Source organism: Shewanella denitrificans OS217 (genome assembly GCF_000013765.1).
Taxonomy (GTDB): Bacteria; Pseudomonadota; Gammaproteobacteria; order Enterobacterales; family Shewanellaceae; genus Shewanella; species Shewanella denitrificans.
In genome coordinates this window covers 307,615-326,252 of sequence record NC_007954.1, presented here as the reverse complement: position 1 = coordinate 326,252, position 18,638 = coordinate 307,615, and the positions used below count along the sequence as shown (strand labels likewise).

Below are 18,638 nucleotides of genomic sequence, written 5' to 3'. Positions count from 1 at the left end.
ACTCGCGTATTAAATTGTGAATTTAAAGGTTTGTGTCAACAGTGGCTGTATCTGCACTTTTCGCGGTTCGCGCGGCTCTGCAAACAACCGCTTAGGGTCGAGGGTAATAAATCCCCAAAACTGTAAAAAACGTTTCAGAAAGCGTGAATCAATACCCATGCCGAGCTGCGCTTGTGGCGTGCGGTATTTATCCGCTGGAAACTGATGCAGTAAATCAGGGAAAGCCGTGGCAACCTCATCAATTAACTCATCTACGCTGGCATGGCTTTGCAAGCGCCACAGCATAAACAACCAGAAGGTGCTCAAAACAGCATCATGCTCCCAGCTATCTAAGTATCCCCAGTTGTACTTGGTTATTGCCGCTTCCAACATAGGTAGAAAAAACGCCGTTAAACCTTGGCTTTGATACTGCTTCTGGGCGGCTTTCTTAACATGATAACTTCCGCTTTTACGGTAAATAATCCCTGAAAGCTCGGCCAGAATGCGAGTGTAATGAAGCGCGTTAAATTTATCTTCATTACTGCCAGCATACTCGCTGATACTGATATTAGTGCTAAATTGTGCCACAGCAAATTCAGGCAGCAACCCACTGGCTTGTTTTACTAATTTAGTGGGTAAGTTGCCTTTGCTCGTCGCTTTGAATGAGCCATTTTGCGCCATGGCCTCATCTAAGATCACCTCCAAATAGCGCATCACAGGGCTGCTCGATAAGTCATCGGGGGGGCTTATTGCTACACAATTGAGTTCATTGAACGGCGCATACAGCCAATTAGCCATTTGCGCTGGCGACAGGCCACAAAAGTCAGCAATGGGGCGGTTATTTTGCGCGAACGCTTTTTGTTGAAGCACAAGATCCAACTCATCATGGGTCAAGTTGGGGTTCATTGCGGTGACCTGTGAAATATCATCCAATAGCGCTGAATTCTGCTTTGAAATCGCATCCATACAACAATTTTTGTATTTTTTAGCACTGCCACAAGGGCAAGGATCGTTACGCCCAGTCTTCATTATTTTCATTCCCGTTACTTTTAAACTCTACTATTATATCAGGCACTTACTCCAAACAAAAAGCAGTTTAATCTATGATAGTCATGCACTCTAACCAATTGCAATTTGGAGTTATTGAGCCTTTTACTCCGAGATCTTTGCCGAATGATTTACGCTTTGTATTTAGCTGCGATGCAGTGAGAAGTGATGGCTATAGCCGCAAAAAACGACTGAGCCACTACACTCATAGATAACTTAGCATTGATAAACCTTATGAGGAGTACCATTGGCTGATACAGCATTTTTACAGCGTAAAATGGTGCTCTATTATGACGATAGGGGGCACGCCGACACCCTTATCCATGAGTTATCCCGCTATCAGGATGTATCTCTCGTCAAAAAGCGGCTAACGCTCGGTGATTATCAATGTCATGATTGGCTTATTGAGCGAAAAACCTTGGCCGACTTGGTTCATTCACTATGTGATGGACGCTTATTCTCACAAGTGGCTAGATTGGCAGCAAGCTCTCATCATACCGCTCTGCTCATCGAAGGCTGCGCTCAAGATATTGCCAATTACCAAATCCACCGAGAAGCCCTTATGGGGGCGATTTGCGCCATTACACTCAATTTTCACATCCCAATACTGCGAAGCCTATCACAACGTGAAACGGCAAAAGTACTGTATTTTTGCATCACTCAATTATACCGTAATGACACTGATTTGCAGCTTACTGGGCGTAAACCCAAGCGCAAAAAAGTCGCCAACTTTTTATACTACAAAGTTTGCCTGATGTAGGCCCTAAGCTTGCCAGCAGGCTTTTACATCACTTCAACAATGTTGAAGCTGTGTTCATCGCTTCAGAGGCCGCATTAATGCAAGTTGATGGCATAGGCAAGCAGAAAGCCAAAAAGATCCGTGAAATCCTAACCCACAGCTGAATTAAACAAAAAAAGACGCCGAGGCGTCTTTTTTGTGTTAGGCCTAGGTTATTTTGCTAGCCTTGGCACTTGTTTTACCCAACCTTCTGGTGCAGGGCTGTTGCCTTTTTGCAAGTCAGTGTAGAGCTTGTAGATGCGCTGAGTAAAGGGGCCTACTTTGCCATCCCCTACAGTCACAATACGGCCATCTTCAAAGATGTATGAGCCTACCGCCGATACCACGGCTGCGGTGCCAAAACCGCCGGCTTCAATGATTTCGCCAGATTCTATGTCGGCAATAAATTTATCCAACATCACGGTTTCTTGCCTGACTTCACAACCCAATAAATGCCCGAGTTCGAGTATCGATTTCGAGGTGATAGATTGCAATATGGTGTCGGTGAAGCTTGGGATGATCACTGTGCCATCTTTAAGCACATGGAAATGGTTCATGGCACCCACTTCTTCAATCTGGGTGTTGCTGGCATCGAGATACAATACCTGAGCCGCACCGTACTCGGCCGCCGCTTTACCTGCTCGCAATGACGCCGCATAGTTACCCGCCGCTTTTGAGGCGCCAGTGCCACCCGCTACCGCACGGTGGAACTTCTTACTGATAAGCAAACGAATGGCATTATTCACCCCAGTGGCATAATAAGCACCGCTTGGGCTCATGATGACGCAGAAGGTGTATTTTTGGCTTGGGCTAACAGACAATCTGTCTTCGGTTGCAAAAATAAATGGCCGAATATATAAACAGGCGCCGTCTTGCTGTGGGAACCACAGTCTATCCACATCGATCAGCGCATTAATTGCCGCAAGTTGCATCTCTTCAGGCAGATTAGGAATACAGACGATATCCGCAGAACGGTTCATACGCTCGGCATTCTTGTCCAATCTAAAAGTATAGATTTCACCGTCTTCATGCATAAAGGCTTTTGCGCCTTCAAAAATCGACTGACCATAATGCAGCGACATAGCGCCTGGGGCCATCTCAAACGGGCCATAAGGCACAATACGGGGATCGCGCCATTCACCTTCGCTGTAATCCATCATAAACATGTGATCGGTTCTTAAGCTGCCAAAGCCCAAATTACCTTCTGGAATAAAAGCTTGTGTACGACGCTCTGAAACCGGTTTTAAGTTATATTTTATGTCCATTGCATACCACCTTTAAGTCTATGCTTGCAGCCTATGGAGGCTTGATAATAAAGTCAAGCAATCGACTTAAAAGCGCAGGTTAATTAGCGTTACGCACAGTGCACAATCGGCCGCCAATCTAAGTCATTTACTATGCAATTAACTATCGGACTAGCTAAGCCACTAACTAAACCTCTAGCTAAGCATTAATTGCTGCGATCACAGATATTTCTACCCGATATTCAACTTCGGCGATAGCTGCCTCGACACAAGCTCGAGCCGGCGCGCATCCTTGTGGCACCCAAGCATCCCAAACCAAATTCATCTCATGGTAATCTTGCATGTCCTTGAGGTAGATGGTGGCCGATAGCATTTGCTCACGGTTACTGCCCGCTTGCAATAATAAGGCGTCGACCTCTTCTAGCATGGTGCGTGTTTGCTCAGTAATATCACTGAACTTATCTTTGGCAACTTGACCACATAAATAGACGGTATTGTTATGGATAACTATGCTGCTCATGCGGGCGCTAACATCAAGACGTTGGATCATGTTTTCTCCACAAAATCGGTAAATTAACAGTCTGGGATCGAGTTTATCAATGCTTTGCTAAAGGCGCCAAAGTTTATTCGAAATAGATGGATATGAAAGTGAGGAAACAAAGCCCAACAAAATATGTATGAAAAACACGCAGCAAATCACAACGACACCGCCGAAGACGGTGACTAGCAGTAAAAACACCACAAATTGAGTATTTTATTGAGTTTTTTTTACATGCGGGCCGCTAAAGGCTGTTCCTAACGCCCAAGTCACTGTTAAAATCGGCGTTCCATCCAGAAACCATAGGACTCCCCATGAGCCTCGAATTATTGTCCCAACTGGAAACCAAAATCCAGGCCACGCTTGAAAACATTGAGCTACTAAAAATGGAGCTTGAAGAAGAGAAGCAAAAGAGCACACAATTGGCTGAAAAGAATCAAAAATTACAACAAGACCTAAACTCTTGGAGTGACAAGGTTAACGGTCTTGTTGGTTTGCTTAATAGCGAAATCTAAACTGCACTCGTTTGCTGTTGGGATTCTATCAGCGCATTGAGCTCACTAATAGCCTGCTTTACTTTTGGCAGGCTTTTTTTCGGCATTAAAAAACGCCCTTTTTCAAATTCCAATCGCCCCAAATCCTGCACCCAGACGACACCCGTTAAAAATATGCGGGCATGCTTTACGATGAGCTTAGGCGCGTAAACAGGAAACATCCTCATACAACCTCCGTTTTCATATTATCTGTTTTACTCCCCTTGTTGGCTTAATTTATGTTTCACACATTCATTTATCAACACTGAGCTCAGGTGTATGAGCATCACAAAGCCGTTCAAAGGTTACCAGTCAGTTCACTATCATCCTTTTTGACCATGAAGCTTAACTGAGAGTTCATTTTTGGCTGATTATTTTTCACACTTTTTATCCATCTAAAAAACAACATAAAAATGACACTTGCCAATTTTTTGACGCTCCGCTAAATTACAATGGTTACTCAGGGTAAAAACGAGTCATTTGACTCAACACCGTATTGTCTCTTGCGAGCATACGGTTTTTTTTTGCCTTTTTTAGGAAACAAAAAAGGCGCCTAAGCGCCTTTAAAAACTAAACCAACGGCTTACTTAAGTTTTGTTAAATGGTATGCAATCGCTAACACTTCATCGAAGGATTTAACCGCACCTGTTTCAACGCGGTACTTGCCGTTAACCACCAGTGATGGCACCCCTGAGAGTTTGGCATTTTCTGTATCACGCTTCATTTTAGACATCTGTGCATTCACCATGAATGAATTCGCGGCAGAATCAAAATCTTTGCCTTCTACGCCATTTGCCACAAACAAGGCGCGCACATCATCACGATTAATTAAGCGCTTACGTTCGTCATGAATAGCGGCGAAAATAGCCGCTTCCATTTTCTCATCCACGTTTAACTGGTGAGCAACGGCGAACGCCCGTGACATCTCAACGCCCATTTCATTGCCGATAAACTCAACGTGCGATTGGCTAAATACAACACCTTCTGGCAAGGTTGTTTTTATTTTCGGGACAACTGTCTTAGAAAAATTGTAACAGTGACCGCAAAAAAAAGAGAAAAACTCGGTGATCTCTGGCTTCTCTGTGGCGGGGCCATCATTAATCACTGTGTAGTGAACGCCTTCTTTATATTCGGCGGCTACGGCTGACAATGGAGCGATTAATAGCGCAGCGGCCATAAGTAGTGCTTTTTTCATGTAACTTCCTTCTTTATTCAAGGCTATAAATTCAACAATGGGGTGTCGTTATCTTGGCAAACCTTATCATAATCCTAAACTTAAGCTAGGCTCAAATGCTAAACATGAAGCATGTTTAACAAAAGCACTAAACTTAAGCGCAACAGATTAATAGCCCAATAAACTCAGCGGCGGCTCATCGAGCGCACTTAACTGCTCTTTGAAACTTAAGGTCTGCTGCTCCCAATACTTAATGTCGCCAAACCAAGGGAAGTTCATTGGAAAGGCACCATCAGACCAGCGCTTTGCAAGCCAGGCGTTGTAATGCAGCATTCTTAAGGCTCGCAGCGGTTCAATGAGTGCAAGCTGACGCATATCAAAATCACAAAATTCTTGATAGCCTTCAAGCAATATATCCAGTTGTAACAATTGCTGCAGCCTGTCTCCGGTAACCATCATCCATAAATCTTGGATAGCGGGCCCTTGCCTAGCATCATCTAAGTCAACAAAACCTGGGCCGTCTGGGGTCCAGAGAATATTGCCTGGGTGCAAATCGCCATGTAACCGTATGCTGTTGAAATTATGCTGTTGCCAAATGGCCTGCGCTTTGGCGAGCACTTGCTCGGCGACGGTAAAAAACGCCTCTGCCATGCCCGCTGACACCATGCCTGATTGACGTAAATACGCCAAGGGTTCAACCCCCAAAATTTGTGGATTTAACCCTTCTCTGTGGGCGAATTTTTCCTTGGCGGCATATTGGTGGATGCGGCCAACAAAACGCCCTACGGCTTCAAGCTGATCTAAGTTATCCACCTCGAAGGCGCGCCCACCGATAGACGGAAACAGGGTGAACATAAAGCCTTTATAGTGGTGCAGCGTCTTACCCTCATACACACAAGGCGCTGCAATAGGAATATCTTCTGCCGCTAATGCCAGTGCATAATCATGCTCTTCTTGAATTTGAGCCTCGCTCCAGCGCTCTGGCCGATAAAACTTGGCCACATAGCGCAGGCCATCATCACAGCGAAATTGATACACACGATTTTCATAACTATTGAGTGCCAAAAGCCCGGTCTCAGGATAAATCCCTAGGCTCTCTATGCCATCGAGAATGAGCTCGGGGGTCAGGGCTTGAAAATGAAACGCAACTTCAGTCATTTTTATTCGCTCCTTTAGTGATCAACGGCTGCAACAAACCAGCAAGGTATTGCAATACATCGAACTCAGCTTCATTTTGGGTCGATAACCAGCAAATATCGCCATAAAATTCGTAATTCAGCCACAAGGGTGAACCTTCAAAATCCAATAACCATTGATGCCTGTCTGCGCCCCATTGACGCTCACGCACTTGACAGTCGAGCGCCTGTGCCAGAGGTTCGGCAAATGCCTCGAAGGCGTCAAAGTCTATGTCTGCCTCGATAAGCAAGCTCAAGGCCTGTTGGTTCAATTGTACAGACGTTATTGTGATCACTTAATCGACTTCCTTAGTTCTTTAACATCATACTTATCAGATAGATAAAAATTAATTGCTGCTCTCGCTTGTGATGACCTGTTGGCAGCGGAGGCTATTATCCGGCTCCACTCGGCATTCATTGGCACAGCGATACACCCCAGCTGGGCTTTGAGGCTGCATTTGCGCTAATTTCATCAGACCTTGCATCTTATGCAGGCATTGAGCCTCTGTCTGATAATACCCTTGAATATCTGCCACCACTAAGGTGTTTGCTGAGGCGTTGGCCGTCACATTTTGCAATGGCGTGAAAAATAGCGTCCATTTTGGCGCTTGTGTGCAAGCGGTTAACGATGAGGCTAAGATTACCCCAAGGCACAGCGCCAATAATGCCTTAGATAGCCTCACATTCTGAACCACTTGCCTCATGGCTTTAGCCCTCTTATCTGCACAAATACGACTTGTATAAATCAGCACACATCACCAGTAAAAAACCAGCCTATACAAAGCGGCGGCCATAAAAAAGGCGAACATGAGTTCGCCTTAAACGTTAATCCATTGGCGCAGTCCTTGCGGTGACATCCGCGAGCCTGCATATCATGGCGCTATTTTATAGTATTGCGGTCACTTAAGCTTGTGCTTTAGCTTTGGCTTTTTCCACTCGCGCCAGTCGGCCGGCATAGCCTGTGACTGTACCGTCATCGAGTTGATAATCTATCGCTTGCTGACACACCTTTATCGCGGCGTCAAAATCTTCGACATCATTGAGTAAAGTGGTGAGCTGCATAAACGCCCCGCCCTTAAGCTCCGACTTGAATGTGTCATCTGATTTAAGCTGCTTAAATAACCTGAGGTAATTGTCACTTAACTTGGCACCATAGGCACAATAATCCGCTTGTTTACGCAACTTATAACAATGGGCTATGACCTCTTCGAGGCACTTATGCTGAGCCTCAGGCTCAGTTTGCTCTGTATAAGCGTCCACCAGCTGAGTAAAGGTATCACTGGCCCAATTGCCGCTCAATGGCGCTAAGGCTGAACCAGTCTCTGGGGCTGTGGCCACCTGAGCCTTAGTTTGATTGTCGGCTGTCACAGCTGTGTCTGTATCTGTGGCTAAAGGGGCCGTTTCTAACGAAGCCTCGGCGCTAGTTTCAACCACAGAAAACGGTGATGGACTGACGTCCTCAGACGATGTTTCTGCAGCACTGCTTTCTGCGCTACTTTCTGTGCTACTTTCTGTGCTTAATTCTGCTTGCTGACTGTTTTCTAGGCTAATGTCTTGCACACCAATGTCTTTAATATCGGGGCTATTCTGGGGCTTGACCTTAGGAACATCTAATTCTTTTTCAGCCGTTTTTTGGGTACGTCGATAGAGATAAACGGCAATAATCACCAACACAATCACGAGAACAATTTTCATCTATTTCACCATGCTAATCGTGGGTTCGAGCACGAACCTAAGGCAATGCTACGCAGGTAACCACGTTAGCATCGGCAATGTTAAGCTGCTTTTTTAAGCATGCAAAGGTTATTAATAAGCCATTAGCCAATATAAAATCAAGTGTTTATGTGAATTTTGTCACTAAAAATCAGCCTAAGTCTCAATCTAAGCCTACTAAGGCCTGTTAGCCTTAGCTTAATGAGTTTGTCTCAGCCCCCTTTAGGCTAAGTTTCAGGTAGACTAGCACACACAATCGCAGCACTTAGTGCCCCAGAGCACAGGAGTATTACCTTGTCATTTATTTTCACTCAATCACCCCCACGGGATGGAATGAGCCGCCTTTATATTAGCCATAAGGCACGCCTGCTCTCATTGCTGCTGTTTCTTCCCTTGGTTGCCATGAGCCTAAGTGCTCACTCTGCTCAGCGCGATCATCAAATCACCATCGATGACTTTTTTGGCTTGTCGACCCTAACCCAAAGCCAACTTAGCCAAGATGGCAAGCAAGCCGTTTGGGTAGAGAGCCGCTGGGATAAGGCACTAGACAGGACTCAGACCGAGCTGTGGCATATCGATACCAACAGCCGTAAGACCACCCGGCTGACCTTCAGTGATGAGAATGAATCTAACCCTGCTTGGAGCCCAGATGGCCGTTATGTGTATTTCATCGCAAAAATAGGCGAGAAAGACCCGCTTCATCCATATCAAGGGATAGCGCAAATTTACCGCATTGCCGCAACCGGTGGTCAGCCGCAGATGATCACTAAGTCCATTACTGGCATTAATGCCTTCGAGCTCAATAAAAGCGGTGACAGCATTTATTTTTCCACCAATAAAGAAGTCACAGACAAAGACCACTTTGCCTCTTTAAGGGCCGACCACAGCAAGGTCAACTATGCCCAGGGTAAAAAAACCACCAACCCCATCTACCGTTTGAACTTGCAACACTTTAGCCAAGAATTGCTCTTAGATGATGACAAGGTGGTTTGGCAATTTAGCGTTAATGACAATGAAACCAAAATTGCTCGCATCACCACCACAGATAACGAGCTTATCTTCCTTGAGGGCCGCTCTAACATTGAAGTGTTCGATATTAAGCAAGCTAACAATATTCTCCTGGCGGATGATAAGTGGCGCGAAAAGGCACCTTCAGCCTACGGTTGGCTCCTGGGGCTAGATTGGCATCATGACAACCAAAGGCTGGCTTTTAGGATAGATTTCGATGGTTTCCCTGGGCAATTGTTTGTTGCCAATACCGCAGCCAAACAGGCTGTTATCAACCGAGTAACCCCTCCAAGCCAAGTCACTTTCTTTGGTGATGACCTCCTTTGGCGTGGCAACAGCAATGACATTTGTTATCGCGGCGCATACAAGGCCAGAGTCAAACTCTATTGCACTGAAATGAAAGCCATGACCCAAGGTAAGAGCCGCGCCGTGATTGAAGGGGATCTTGTCATAGGCAACTACAGTTTTACCGCTTCAGGCAAGCAAGTCGGGGTCAGCCACGATGGCTTAGATCATGTCAGTGACTTGTTTATTGCCGATGCCGATAGTCCAAGAGCCCAACTAAAACGCTTAACCAATATCAACCCGCAAATAGACAGCTGGAAACTGCCACAAATTTCCATCGTGAAGTGGCAAGCAACCGATGGCACCCAAGTTGAGGGCATTCTAGAACTGCCCTTTGGTTACAATAAAGCCCAAGGAAAATTACCCTTAGTGGTACAGCTTCATGGCGGCCCAACGGCTGCGACCCCCTATGCACTGCAACACAGATCCTATGGCCGCAGCACCTTTAGCGCCCAAGGCTGGGCGTTATTCTCGCCCAATTACCGTGGCTCTATCGGCTATGGTGACAAATTTTTAACTGACTTGATTGGCCGCGAGCACGACATAGAAGTCCAAGACATACTCAGTGGTGTCGATAAGCTCATTAGTGATGGCTTAGTGGATGCCGATAAACTTGCAGTTATGGGTTGGAGTAACGGTGGCTACTTAACCAATGCGCTGATAAGCAGTAGCGAGCGCTTTAAAGCGGCAAGCTCAGGGGCGGGCGTATTTGATCAGCGATTAGAGTGGATGTTAGAGGACACGCCAGGTCACGTAATAAATTTCATGCAGGGCCTACCCTGGGAGCAAGCAGAAGCCTACACTAAGGCATCGAGCCTTACCCATGCCAACAAGATAACCACCCCGACATTAATCCACATAGGTGAAAATGATGAGCGTGTGCCTTTAGGTCATGCACAAGGTTTGTATCGAGCATTGAACCATTACCTTAATGTCCCTGTCGAATTGATAGTCTACCCAGGTGAAGGCCATGGCCTAAACCAATACCAACACAGAAAGACCAAGATGGAGTGGGATCGACGCTGGTTCGACTACTATGTACTCGGTAAAGACTAGTACTAGGTAAAGAATAAGTGTATTTGGTAATAGAGTAAGTACGGAAACGAGAGTCAGAGACAACTGAATTTATTTTATAATGAAAGTGAGAATATAATGCGAAATTTCAAAGTATTAGTGAATACCACCTTGGCTTTATTCGCGCTAGTCATGGGCTCCCAGGCCGCGGCCGAGCCATACAGCAATGCCATGGCAAACTTTAAGCAAGCCGCAGAAAGCAAAGCCTTTTTCAATACGGCTTATGGCTATGCCATCTTCCCTACTGTGGGCAAAGGCGGTTTTGGTATTGGCGCCGCTTATGGTGAAGGCCGTGTGTATCGTGGTGGCCAGTTCACCGGTGAGTCGACCATGACCCAAGTGTCCATTGGTTTTCAAATTGGCGGCCAGGCTTATAGTGAAATCATTTTCTTCAAAAATGCCGAAGCTTATAACAACTTCACCAGCGGTAGCTTCGAGTTTAGCGCTCAAGCCTCTGCCGTGGCCCTTAATGCTGGCGCAAGCGCTCAAGTCGGCACTACAGGTAACTCTGCGAATGCTGGGCAGTCAGGTGGTAATCAGTCGACTAAGGCATCTTATGTCAATGGCATGGCGATATTCACCTCTGCCAAAGGTGGGTTAATGTACGAAGCCGCTATCGCTGGGCAATCTTTTAGCTTTAAGCCCAAATAACTAAGATAACCTGATAAATTAACTAGATGAGACAAGCGAGTTTTACCCTATGTAAAACTTGCCAATAAAAAATGGCCCTCACAGTTAAGCGTTAGGGCCATTTTTTAATTTTATCCCTGTGTATTATATCAATGCCCCCTAGGGGCTGCGGGCACCTCGACAGGATTAGACAAATCAAAGTCGACCCTAAACTCTCTGTCTTCACGGCTTAATCTGTAGGTGAACACCTCTGGTGACAGATACAAATGCCAAACGTTAGTCACAGACTTATCTAAGCCATTAGCCATAAAGTTTTCGATAGACTCTGCATCCACTGGGAAGGACTGCGCTATGGCGCTACCCAAAAAACCTGCTGGGGTGTCGCCACCATAAAAGGTGACCGCATCTGGGCTACCGTCTTTATGTCTATGATCATGCTTTAAGCGTAATCCGCCTGCTGTCTTAGTAATAACCCAAGTACGTGAGCTGTCATCGCCCACATGAAATGGCACCTTAAGTTCAGTGTCAGAACATTCACGCACGTGCATCACTAATCGCTGTTCACTCATGGCCTTATCTGCGCTGTCGTTTGATACCACTTTACCCACAAATGCCTTACCGCAATGGGAGGCCAAATCGGCAAAAAAATCATCTTGCACTGTCTGCGCGGTAACAGATGAACTCATCAAGGCAAGTGCCCCGACAGAAGTCCAAATCGTCTTATTTAAGCTCATGTTTAGCTTCATTATGCTTTCCATTATTGTTTTTACGTCATTTTTGGAAGGTATTTGTGCCATTTTTTTGCTGTAATTACAAATTACTGTACAAAACTACTTTCTAAGCACTATCGAAGAACATAGATTTAAGAACTTTGATTTAAGAGCTAAGCTTTAATTTAGCTATTAGCAAAAATAAAGGATATGAGTGATGTCATTACGTTGGATAGACTCACAAGAAATCGCACTGGCGTTAATTGATAAACACCCTGAAGTGGATCCCACTGCGCTACACTTTCCCGAACTGATGCAATGGATATTGGCGTTGGAGGATTTCGATGATGATCCTAAGCATTGCGGTGAAAAAGTGTTAGAAGCGGTGCAAATGGCCTGGATTGATGAAGCAGATTAGTGCGCTAGCCTAGTTAAAAAAGCCTCTACATTCATTTCAAGCACTAAGCTATGACATTTGTCACTGGTGTTTTAGTCTGAAAAACGCAAAATAGCTCGAACAGACATCAAAAGTATTCAATAAATAAGGAATCACAATATGAACGCGGGAACCTTGGCGCTACTTATCCCCATTTTAGCCATAGTAGGCAGTTTTATTGTCAGCATAATGAAACTCAGGGAAAAACAACTCAATGCCAGCACAGAACATAACAAGCACAATCAAGCCCTCCATGATGAACTCAACAAACTGCGGGAACGGGTCGAAGTACTAGAGCGTCTCGTCACGGATGACAGCTTCCAGCTCAAACGTGAACTGGATAAGTTCTAACCTAAAAGGGGCAAGCTAAGCTTTTCTTTTGCTAAACAACAGTGTCGCAGGCAACATGATGAGCAGGTTAAGTAGCAGGCCCAAAACAAGTCCAAAGCTTAACCCTGCGGGATCAAGTGGGATACCCAAGGTAAAGTTTTTACTGGTCTCAATGAGTGCATCAACCCTTTTGGGATTGAACATAAAGACCAACTGCTCAAATAGGTTGCCACGGTTGAATATATCCATGCCTAAGCTTAACTCGTCGAATAACTCGAGGGTGGCCAGTTTCTGCTTGGCATCTGTTTTAACGCTAGGTTCATCGAGCTGAAGATGGCGCGCTATCATGGCTCTAGCATTGGGGAATTGATGCATTTTAGCGGTCATCTCATAGCCATCGACTTGCCACTTAGTGGCCTGATACTGACCAGACAGATATTGTTGATAATGATCCGCCAGCAGCGGCAATTGCAGCGCAAAAATTAAGGCTATGCCAAACACTAATTTATCAATAACGTTTTTAATCACACAACCTTCCTAAGCCCTAAATCCCAATAATAAGTTACGTTCAACCTACTTCCACAGGCCATTAAACGCCAAGCACTCAGTAATAACAAGCCATATCCGCAAGCACCTAACGGTGCCAGTCACTTTAACCATATAGGGCCCGTGCATGTTTTCACTCACAGTAAAATGATGACTCTAGCCTCTAAACCACAGGTTAAGTCAGAACTTAAAAGGCAAACCATGGCGATTTGCGAGACGACCGTCCATCCCATGGACGGGATGTTCGAGCCCTCATGGACGAGTTTACGGCGTGTCGGTGAGTGAATGCCATGGCTCGCCTTAACCGCGTGGCAAGTGACGACTCACAACGAATGCTTTGCTTTATACTTTTTCCATGACTTTTGCATCAATCGAGCTTATAGATTTTAACCCGGTAAGCTCACTACGCAGAATCAAGTTTGAGCACTGTACACATCTTCGAGACGGCCATCAGCCCCACTGCGCGCCCACAAACTTGAGTCAATAGCAATATCACAGATTATCAATGCAGCAGATGCAAAAAGGCCCCGCATTGCTGCGGGGCCTTTCTGGGGTATGAGGTGAGTTGGCCTATAAGCCGGGTCTTGTCTCTCCGTGAGGAGCGACAGTCATTCATCTAGGCCTGCAATCGCTCACAGGCTCAAGCAACCTACCCGGTTCCAACGCGAGCCACGCATCAGCTTACCTAAGTAAGCACTGGAACCCTATTTGGTCTTGCTCCGGGTGGAGTTTACCTTGCTACGGACTATTACTAGCCGCACGGTGCGCTCTTACCGCACCCTTTCACCCTTACCATTTATAGCCGAAGCTTAAAATGGCGGTCTCCTCTCTGCTGCACTTGTCGTCGGTTCGCACCGCCCAGGCGTTACCTGGCACCCTGCTCTGTGGAGCCCGGACTTTCCTCCCCGTTCCGAAGAACGCGGCGACTGTCTGGCCAACTCGGCGCGGATTATAGCCCAAGCCTTAACACAAACCAATCAATTGCTGCGGTAAAGACTATAAATCTATGCTTAAACCATATTTATACAGGGCATTTTTCTTCAACCCGTGAATTTGCGCCGCTATCGCTGCGGCTTTCTTCAATGGTAATTCTTCGCATAACAAGGTTAAGGTATTTAGCGCTACGGTAGGAATGGCCTCTTCATCTTGAGTCACAAAGCCGTGACACATGAGTACAATTTCACCTTTTTGCTGATTGGGATCGTGACGGACGATGTCAAGAATTTCCTGGGCTGTGCCAGATAAAAACGTCTCGAAGGTTTTGGTCACTTCGCGGGCCATCACCATTTGCCTGTCTTCACCCAGCACTTGCACTATCGAGGCTAAGCTTTGCTCGATGCGATGAGGTGACTCATAAAAAATCAAGGTGCGCGGATCTTCACGCAGGGCTTCGAGTTTATCGCAGCGACCTTTTTCTTTGGCGGGCAAGAAACCCTCAAAGCTGAATCTATCCGAGGGCAAACCAGATGCACTTAAAGCCGTAATCGCCGCGCATGGTCCAGGCAAAGGGATCACATCGAAGCCAGCTTCACGCACATGCTTAACTAAGTGATAGCCGGGATCTGAAATCAACGGGGTACCAGCATCTGAAATCAATGCAATCGATTCACCAGCTTGGAGTTTTTCAACAATCCATTGCGCGCGGTCACGTTCATTATGATCATGCAGCGCGATTTTTCGGGTGGCAATACCAAAGTGGCTCAGGAGTTTTCCGCTGTGGCGCGTGTCCTCACAAGCAATCAAGGCGACTTGATTTAGCACCTCAATGGCACGGGAACTCATGTCTCCAAAATTACCAATTGGGGTGGGAACAACGTACAGTGCGACCCTTTGATCCATATCTTCCTCAATATTCAATATACCCAGACTTTCGCCAAACGTAAGAGCGGGTTAAACTAGTGCCAGCATCTTACCAGAGTAAAGCCAAGTGTTAAAAAGCCCAGTGATAAAAACCATGAATTCAGCAAAAATAATCGGCGCAGTCATCTTAGCCACTGTGTTGTTCGGCTGTGCTTCACAAACGCAAGTGAAACAGCCTGCGCTCAGTGCATCATTAGGTTCGGCGACTCATAAGCCTACGGCTTATCTTGCTGAAGCCTCAAATGCCAAATTGCCGGAAAAACGCGATCGCTACCGGCTATTGGCGGCTCATGCCTATATTAACGATGGCAATTATGTCGCTGCAGAAAAAGTGCTTAATGCCATGCTCAAAGACAGGGTGCAAGAACATACCCTGTTGGCCGAGCATATTTACTTAAGCGCCCGTATCGCCGAGCAAATTGCCGGCCATGATGCTGCACTCGCCTTGCTGGATTACCCGCCCCATTGGCAATTACCACAGAGCCAGAAGATCACCTATCACAGGTATAAGGCACGGCTTTATAAACAAGCTAATCTTCCCATAGATCAAGTGCGTCAATTAAGCTTGTTAAGCACTTTTTTGCCTAGCTTCGAAGCGGCTAAGGTTAGTGACACCATATGGAATATTTTACAACCTTTACATGAGGATACCGTAAAGGGCTTCGCTAAAGATGCCCTTAATCCGACGTTTGCCGGTTGGTTGCAATTAGCCTATATCGCCAAGCACTATGCGGTTGACCCCAATCAATTAGTGCTTCATTTAGGTCAATGGCAGCGTAATAACCCCTACCACACAGCAGCGGTTAAATTGCCGTCAGATCTTGAAAAAGCCCTTAATGCTAAGCCGTTTAGACCTAAGAACATTGCCGTACTACTGCCTTTGAGTGGTCCACGCGCCGCCGTTGCCGAGCCAATTCGTTTAGGGATTTTATCTAGCTATCAATCACAGTTTGATAGTAAAGCCAGCGTGAACTTTTATGATACTCAGCTAGGTATAGAGCAGGCCTATCAGCAAGCCGTCAGCGCTGGCGCCGAGTTTGTCATAGGACCATTATTGCCTGAAGAAGTGGAGAAACTGCAGAACCTGAATGATAAAGGCAAATTATTGTTGCCACAGTTGTTCTTAAATCAAACCGACAATTTCACCCCCAAAGCACACCAATTTTATTTCTCGTTATCGCCCGCTCAAGAGGCCAGTGATGCGGCCCGTAAATTATTCCAAGATGGCATAAACTTGCCGTTATTATTGGTCAGTAACGACCCTGTGGGCAAACGTATGGCTGAAAGCTTCAATCAGGCATGGTTTGGCCTGACTCAGTCCAATGCCGAGATCCACTATTATAATCCTGGCGATCAGATGAAACTGACAGTACAGGAAGCCTTAGGTGTCAAAGACAGTGTGGCACGCATCGACAGAATGAAAGCCTTACTGGGTAATAAGCTGGAAGCAGATTTTCGCTCACGTCGCGACATCGATGCCATCTACATGGTGTCAGCCGCGCAAGATTTGTCATTGCTAAAAGCCTTCTTGGACGTGAACTTCAGCGTATTTGCCAAACCTGTGGCACTGTACACCACCAGCCGCAGTCGTCTTGAAAATGACTCAGGTCAAGCGGTACAAGAACTCAATAAGTTAATGATAAGCGACATTCCTTGGTTAATGCGTGACAGCAGTGAGACCCGCATGGTCAATGAACTCTGGGCACAATGGAGTTACAGCCAAAAACGCCTCTATATCATGGGTTTTGACGCCTTAGATCTGGTGAACCGTTTAGCTCAGATGCGCGCTTTCCCAGGGTTCCAGTTTAATGGGCGTAGTGGTGCCTTGTCGGTAAAACCCAATGGTGTCATTGAACGTCAACTCAGCTGGGGACGCTACCAGCAAGGGGTATTAACGCCTCAATGACCACAGGACAGGAAGCCGAGCAATTGGCTAGAACCTATCTAGAAAAACAGGGGCTAGAGTACGTGGCACATAATGTGCGCTACCCGTTTGGTGAACTGGACTTAGTGATGCGCCACCAAGACTTTTGGGTCTTTGTTGAAGTTAAATTTCGTACTAATACACAATTTGGCGGCGCATTACAGGCCATCAGGCCTAAGCAAATTCAACGAATACGTAAAGCTGCTAACCACTACCTGCAGCTCAATAAGATTAATGCCCCGTGTCGGTTTGACGTCCTTGCCATAGATGGCTTGCAAATAAACTGGCTACAGGGCTGTTTTTAAAAACTTTATTATGACCTAGACTCAAGCCAGAGTTATGGCATGATAGCAATACTTGACCTTGTAAGGATTTTTCATGTTAGAACGTATTAAAGACAGCTTTACCGAATCCATTCAGACTAAAATCGATGCGGCTGAGGCACTGCCTGAGTCAATCGAAAAAGCGGCTGAAATGATGGTGCAATGCCTGCTTGGCGGTAAGAAAATCCTTGCCTGTGGTAACGGCGGCAGCGCCGGCGATGCCCAGCATTTTTCAGCAGAATTGTTAAACCGTTATGAGATTGAGCGTCCCCCCTTACCTGCTATTGCCTTGTCTACCGATACTTCAACCATCACCGCGATTGCCAATGACTACAGCTATGATGAAATTTTTTCTAAGCAGATTTTTGCTCTAGGTCAGCCTGGTGACATTCTGTTAGCCATTTCTACTAGCGGTAACTCAGGCAATATCATTAAAGCCATGGAAGCGGCGTTAAGCCGTGATATGACTATCGTTGCCCTAACCGGTAAAGATGGCGGCGCCATGGCGGGCCTGATGAGTGCTGGCGACGTTGAAATTCGTGTACCGTCTAATGTGACAGCCCGCATTCAAGAAGTTCACTTATTAGTGATCCATTGCCTTTGCGACAACATAGATAGAACCCTATTCCCACAGGATGAAGCATAATGAAATATGCACTAATACTGCTCACCTTAGCCCTGTTACAAGGTTGCGCTGGTGCAGTCGTGCTGGGCGCCGTTAGCGGCGCTAAAATGGCCAACGACGAGCGCAGTGTTGGTACTCAGCTCAGCGACACCAATGCGGATTTTCAAATTTCCAGCGCCCTGTCTAAACACAATGATATTAGCAATCAAACTAATATCACCGCTGTGGTGATGAATAACAATGTGCTTATGATAGGTCAATCGCCTAATTCCATGTTGCGGGATAAAGCGATTAATGCAGTGCAAGGTTTGCAACTTGGCGGCAAGATCCATAATCAAATTCGCATCGGCAACCCGACCTCTTTCACTACCCGCAGTAACGATACTTGGGTAACCACTAAAGTGAAGGGGCGCATGCTCAATGAAAATGGCATAGATGTGACCCGCATAAAAGTCATCACCGAAAACGGTGAAGTGTTTCTACTTGGATTAGTGGATCGCAAACAAGCCGATTTAGCCGTGGACATCGCACGAAATACCGCAGGTGTGCGCAAAGTGGTTAAAGTGTTTGAATATGTAGACGTATCTAAGGACTAACCTTATTCGCTCTAACAAAAAGGCCTCAATTGAGGCCTTTTTGTTGTACT

Annotated in this window: 23 protein-coding genes and 1 other RNA gene; 11 read left to right on the top strand and 13 right to left on the bottom strand. The window is 46.1% G+C overall.

All coding sequences use genetic code 11. The features are described from left to right. Positions 1–9 precede the first annotated feature (9 nt). On the bottom strand, positions 10–1,008 hold the full coding sequence (locus SDEN_RS01560) for a YecA family protein (RefSeq protein WP_011494755.1): 999 nt from the start codon (positions 1,006–1,008) through the stop codon (positions 10–12). A gap of 265 nt (positions 1,009–1,273) precedes the next feature. Here SDEN_RS01560 and SDEN_RS01555 point away from each other — a divergent pair, with 265 nt between their 5' ends. Further along, positions 1,274–1,786: an ERCC4 domain-containing protein gene (locus SDEN_RS01555; RefSeq protein ID WP_011494754.1), complete on the top strand. Its 513-nt coding sequence runs from the start codon at positions 1,274–1,276 to the stop codon at positions 1,784–1,786. Then, a complete protein-coding gene (locus SDEN_RS20760; RefSeq protein WP_011494753.1) occupies positions 1,774–1,929 on the top strand; it encodes a helix-hairpin-helix domain-containing protein in 156 nt (51 codons plus the stop codon). The genes SDEN_RS01555 and SDEN_RS20760 overlap by 13 nt, the downstream gene beginning before the upstream one ends. 48 nt (positions 1,930–1,977) lie before the next feature. On the opposite strand, the gene SDEN_RS01550 is transcribed toward SDEN_RS20760, so the two are convergent. Next, on the bottom strand, positions 1,978–3,069 hold the full coding sequence (locus SDEN_RS01550) for a branched-chain amino acid aminotransferase (RefSeq protein WP_011494752.1): 1,092 nt from the start codon (positions 3,067–3,069) through the stop codon (positions 1,978–1,980). Positions 3,070–3,247: 178 nt separating this feature from the next. Further along, positions 3,248–3,598: a RidA family protein gene (locus tag SDEN_RS01545; RefSeq protein WP_011494751.1), complete on the bottom strand. Its 351-nt coding sequence runs from the start codon at positions 3,596–3,598 to the stop codon at positions 3,248–3,250. A gap of 302 nt (positions 3,599–3,900) precedes the next feature. Between SDEN_RS01545 and SDEN_RS01540 the strand changes: the two genes are divergently transcribed. Next, entirely contained in the window at positions 3,901–4,101 is a 201-nt protein-coding gene (locus tag SDEN_RS01540; protein WP_011494750.1) for a cell division protein ZapB, read from the top strand. On the opposite strand, the gene SDEN_RS01535 is transcribed toward SDEN_RS01540, so the two are convergent. The 6 genes from SDEN_RS01535 to SDEN_RS19690 form a co-directional block, all read right to left on the bottom strand. Continuing rightward, positions 4,098–4,307, bottom strand: coding sequence for a DUF1107 domain-containing protein (locus SDEN_RS01535; protein WP_041405629.1), 210 nt, complete (start codon positions 4,305–4,307; stop codon positions 4,098–4,100). The two genes, SDEN_RS01540 and SDEN_RS01535, sit on opposite strands and share 4 nt — an antisense overlap. 395 nt (positions 4,308–4,702) lie before the next feature. Then, positions 4,703–5,314 (bottom strand): thiol:disulfide interchange protein DsbA/DsbL, encoded by a 612-nt coding sequence (locus SDEN_RS01530; protein WP_011494748.1) that lies wholly within the window; start codon positions 5,312–5,314, stop codon positions 4,703–4,705. A 147-nt stretch (positions 5,315–5,461) separates the two neighbouring features. Continuing rightward, positions 5,462–6,451, bottom strand: coding sequence for a serine/threonine protein kinase (locus tag SDEN_RS01525; protein WP_011494747.1), 990 nt, complete (start codon positions 6,449–6,451; stop codon positions 5,462–5,464). Continuing rightward, positions 6,444–6,764, bottom strand: coding sequence for a DUF3630 family protein (locus SDEN_RS01520; protein WP_011494746.1), 321 nt, complete (start codon positions 6,762–6,764; stop codon positions 6,444–6,446). Before SDEN_RS01520 ends, SDEN_RS01525 begins: the two co-directional genes overlap by 8 nt. 51 nt (positions 6,765–6,815) lie before the next feature. Then, the gene (locus SDEN_RS01515; RefSeq protein WP_011494745.1) at positions 6,816–7,172 is read right to left on the bottom strand and encodes a hypothetical protein; all 357 of its coding nucleotides are present in this window, start codon (positions 7,170–7,172) and stop codon (positions 6,816–6,818) included. Positions 7,173–7,371: 199 nt separating this feature from the next. Then, a complete protein-coding gene (locus SDEN_RS19690; protein WP_011494744.1) occupies positions 7,372–8,163 on the bottom strand; it encodes a hypothetical protein in 792 nt (263 codons plus the stop codon). Between the two features lie 351 nt (positions 8,164–8,514). Between SDEN_RS19690 and SDEN_RS01505 the strand changes: the two genes are divergently transcribed. Next, positions 8,515–10,590 carry a S9 family peptidase gene (locus SDEN_RS01505; protein ID WP_011494743.1) on the top strand — a complete coding sequence of 692 codons (2,076 nt, stop codon included), beginning with the start codon at positions 8,515–8,517 and terminating at the stop codon, positions 10,588–10,590. A 150-nt stretch (positions 10,591–10,740) separates the two neighbouring features. Continuing rightward, complete coding sequence (locus tag SDEN_RS01500; protein WP_408640233.1) at positions 10,741–11,259, top strand: YSC84-related protein; 519 nt, start codon at positions 10,741–10,743, stop codon at positions 11,257–11,259. 128 nt (positions 11,260–11,387) lie between these two features. Here the strand turns inward: SDEN_RS01500 and SDEN_RS01495 are convergent, their stop codons facing one another. After that, positions 11,388–11,984: a hypothetical protein gene (locus SDEN_RS01495; protein ID WP_041405628.1), complete on the bottom strand. Its 597-nt coding sequence runs from the start codon at positions 11,982–11,984 to the stop codon at positions 11,388–11,390. Between the two features lie 181 nt (positions 11,985–12,165). Here SDEN_RS01495 and iscX point away from each other — a divergent pair, with 181 nt between their 5' ends. Beyond that, the gene (iscX, locus tag SDEN_RS01490) at positions 12,166–12,366 is read left to right on the top strand and encodes a Fe-S cluster assembly protein IscX (RefSeq protein WP_011494740.1); all 201 of its coding nucleotides are present in this window, start codon (positions 12,166–12,168) and stop codon (positions 12,364–12,366) included. Between the two features lie 138 nt (positions 12,367–12,504). After that, positions 12,505–12,735, top strand: a complete 231-nt coding sequence (locus SDEN_RS01485) for a hypothetical protein (protein WP_011494739.1) — start codon at positions 12,505–12,507, stop codon at positions 12,733–12,735. A 15-nt stretch (positions 12,736–12,750) separates the two neighbouring features. Here the strand turns inward: SDEN_RS01485 and SDEN_RS01480 are convergent, their stop codons facing one another. The 3 genes from SDEN_RS01480 to rsmI form a co-directional block, all read right to left on the bottom strand. Further along, complete coding sequence (locus tag SDEN_RS01480; protein WP_011494738.1) at positions 12,751–13,242, bottom strand: DUF2937 family protein; 492 nt, start codon at positions 13,240–13,242, stop codon at positions 12,751–12,753. A 575-nt stretch (positions 13,243–13,817) separates the two neighbouring features. Beyond that, positions 13,818–14,202: RNase P RNA component class A (gene rnpB, locus SDEN_RS20005), an RNA gene on the bottom strand. A 54-nt stretch (positions 14,203–14,256) separates the two neighbouring features. Further along, the gene (gene rsmI, locus SDEN_RS01475; protein ID WP_011494737.1) at positions 14,257–15,099 is read right to left on the bottom strand and encodes a 16S rRNA (cytidine(1402)-2'-O)-methyltransferase; all 843 of its coding nucleotides are present in this window, start codon (positions 15,097–15,099) and stop codon (positions 14,257–14,259) included. Between the two features lie 103 nt (positions 15,100–15,202). Here rsmI and SDEN_RS01470 point away from each other — a divergent pair, with 103 nt between their 5' ends. The 4 genes from SDEN_RS01470 (at position 15,203) to dolP (ending at position 18,588) form a co-directional block, all read left to right on the top strand. Continuing rightward, positions 15,203–17,026, top strand: coding sequence for a penicillin-binding protein activator (locus tag SDEN_RS01470; protein ID WP_041405951.1), 1,824 nt, complete (start codon positions 15,203–15,205; stop codon positions 17,024–17,026). Continuing rightward, positions 17,023–17,349 carry a YraN family protein gene (locus SDEN_RS01465; RefSeq protein ID WP_011494735.1) on the top strand — a complete coding sequence of 109 codons (327 nt, stop codon included), beginning with the start codon at positions 17,023–17,025 and terminating at the stop codon, positions 17,347–17,349. Before SDEN_RS01470 ends, SDEN_RS01465 begins: the two co-directional genes overlap by 4 nt. Positions 17,350–17,422: 73 nt before the next feature. Beyond that, the gene (locus SDEN_RS01460; protein WP_011494734.1) at positions 17,423–18,013 is read left to right on the top strand and encodes a phosphoheptose isomerase; all 591 of its coding nucleotides are present in this window, start codon (positions 17,423–17,425) and stop codon (positions 18,011–18,013) included. Further along, on the top strand, positions 18,013–18,588 hold the full coding sequence (gene dolP, locus SDEN_RS01455) for a division/outer membrane stress-associated lipid-binding lipoprotein (RefSeq protein WP_011494733.1): 576 nt from the start codon (positions 18,013–18,015) through the stop codon (positions 18,586–18,588). Before SDEN_RS01460 ends, dolP begins: the two co-directional genes overlap by 1 nt. Positions 18,589–18,638: the final 50 nt, after the last annotated feature.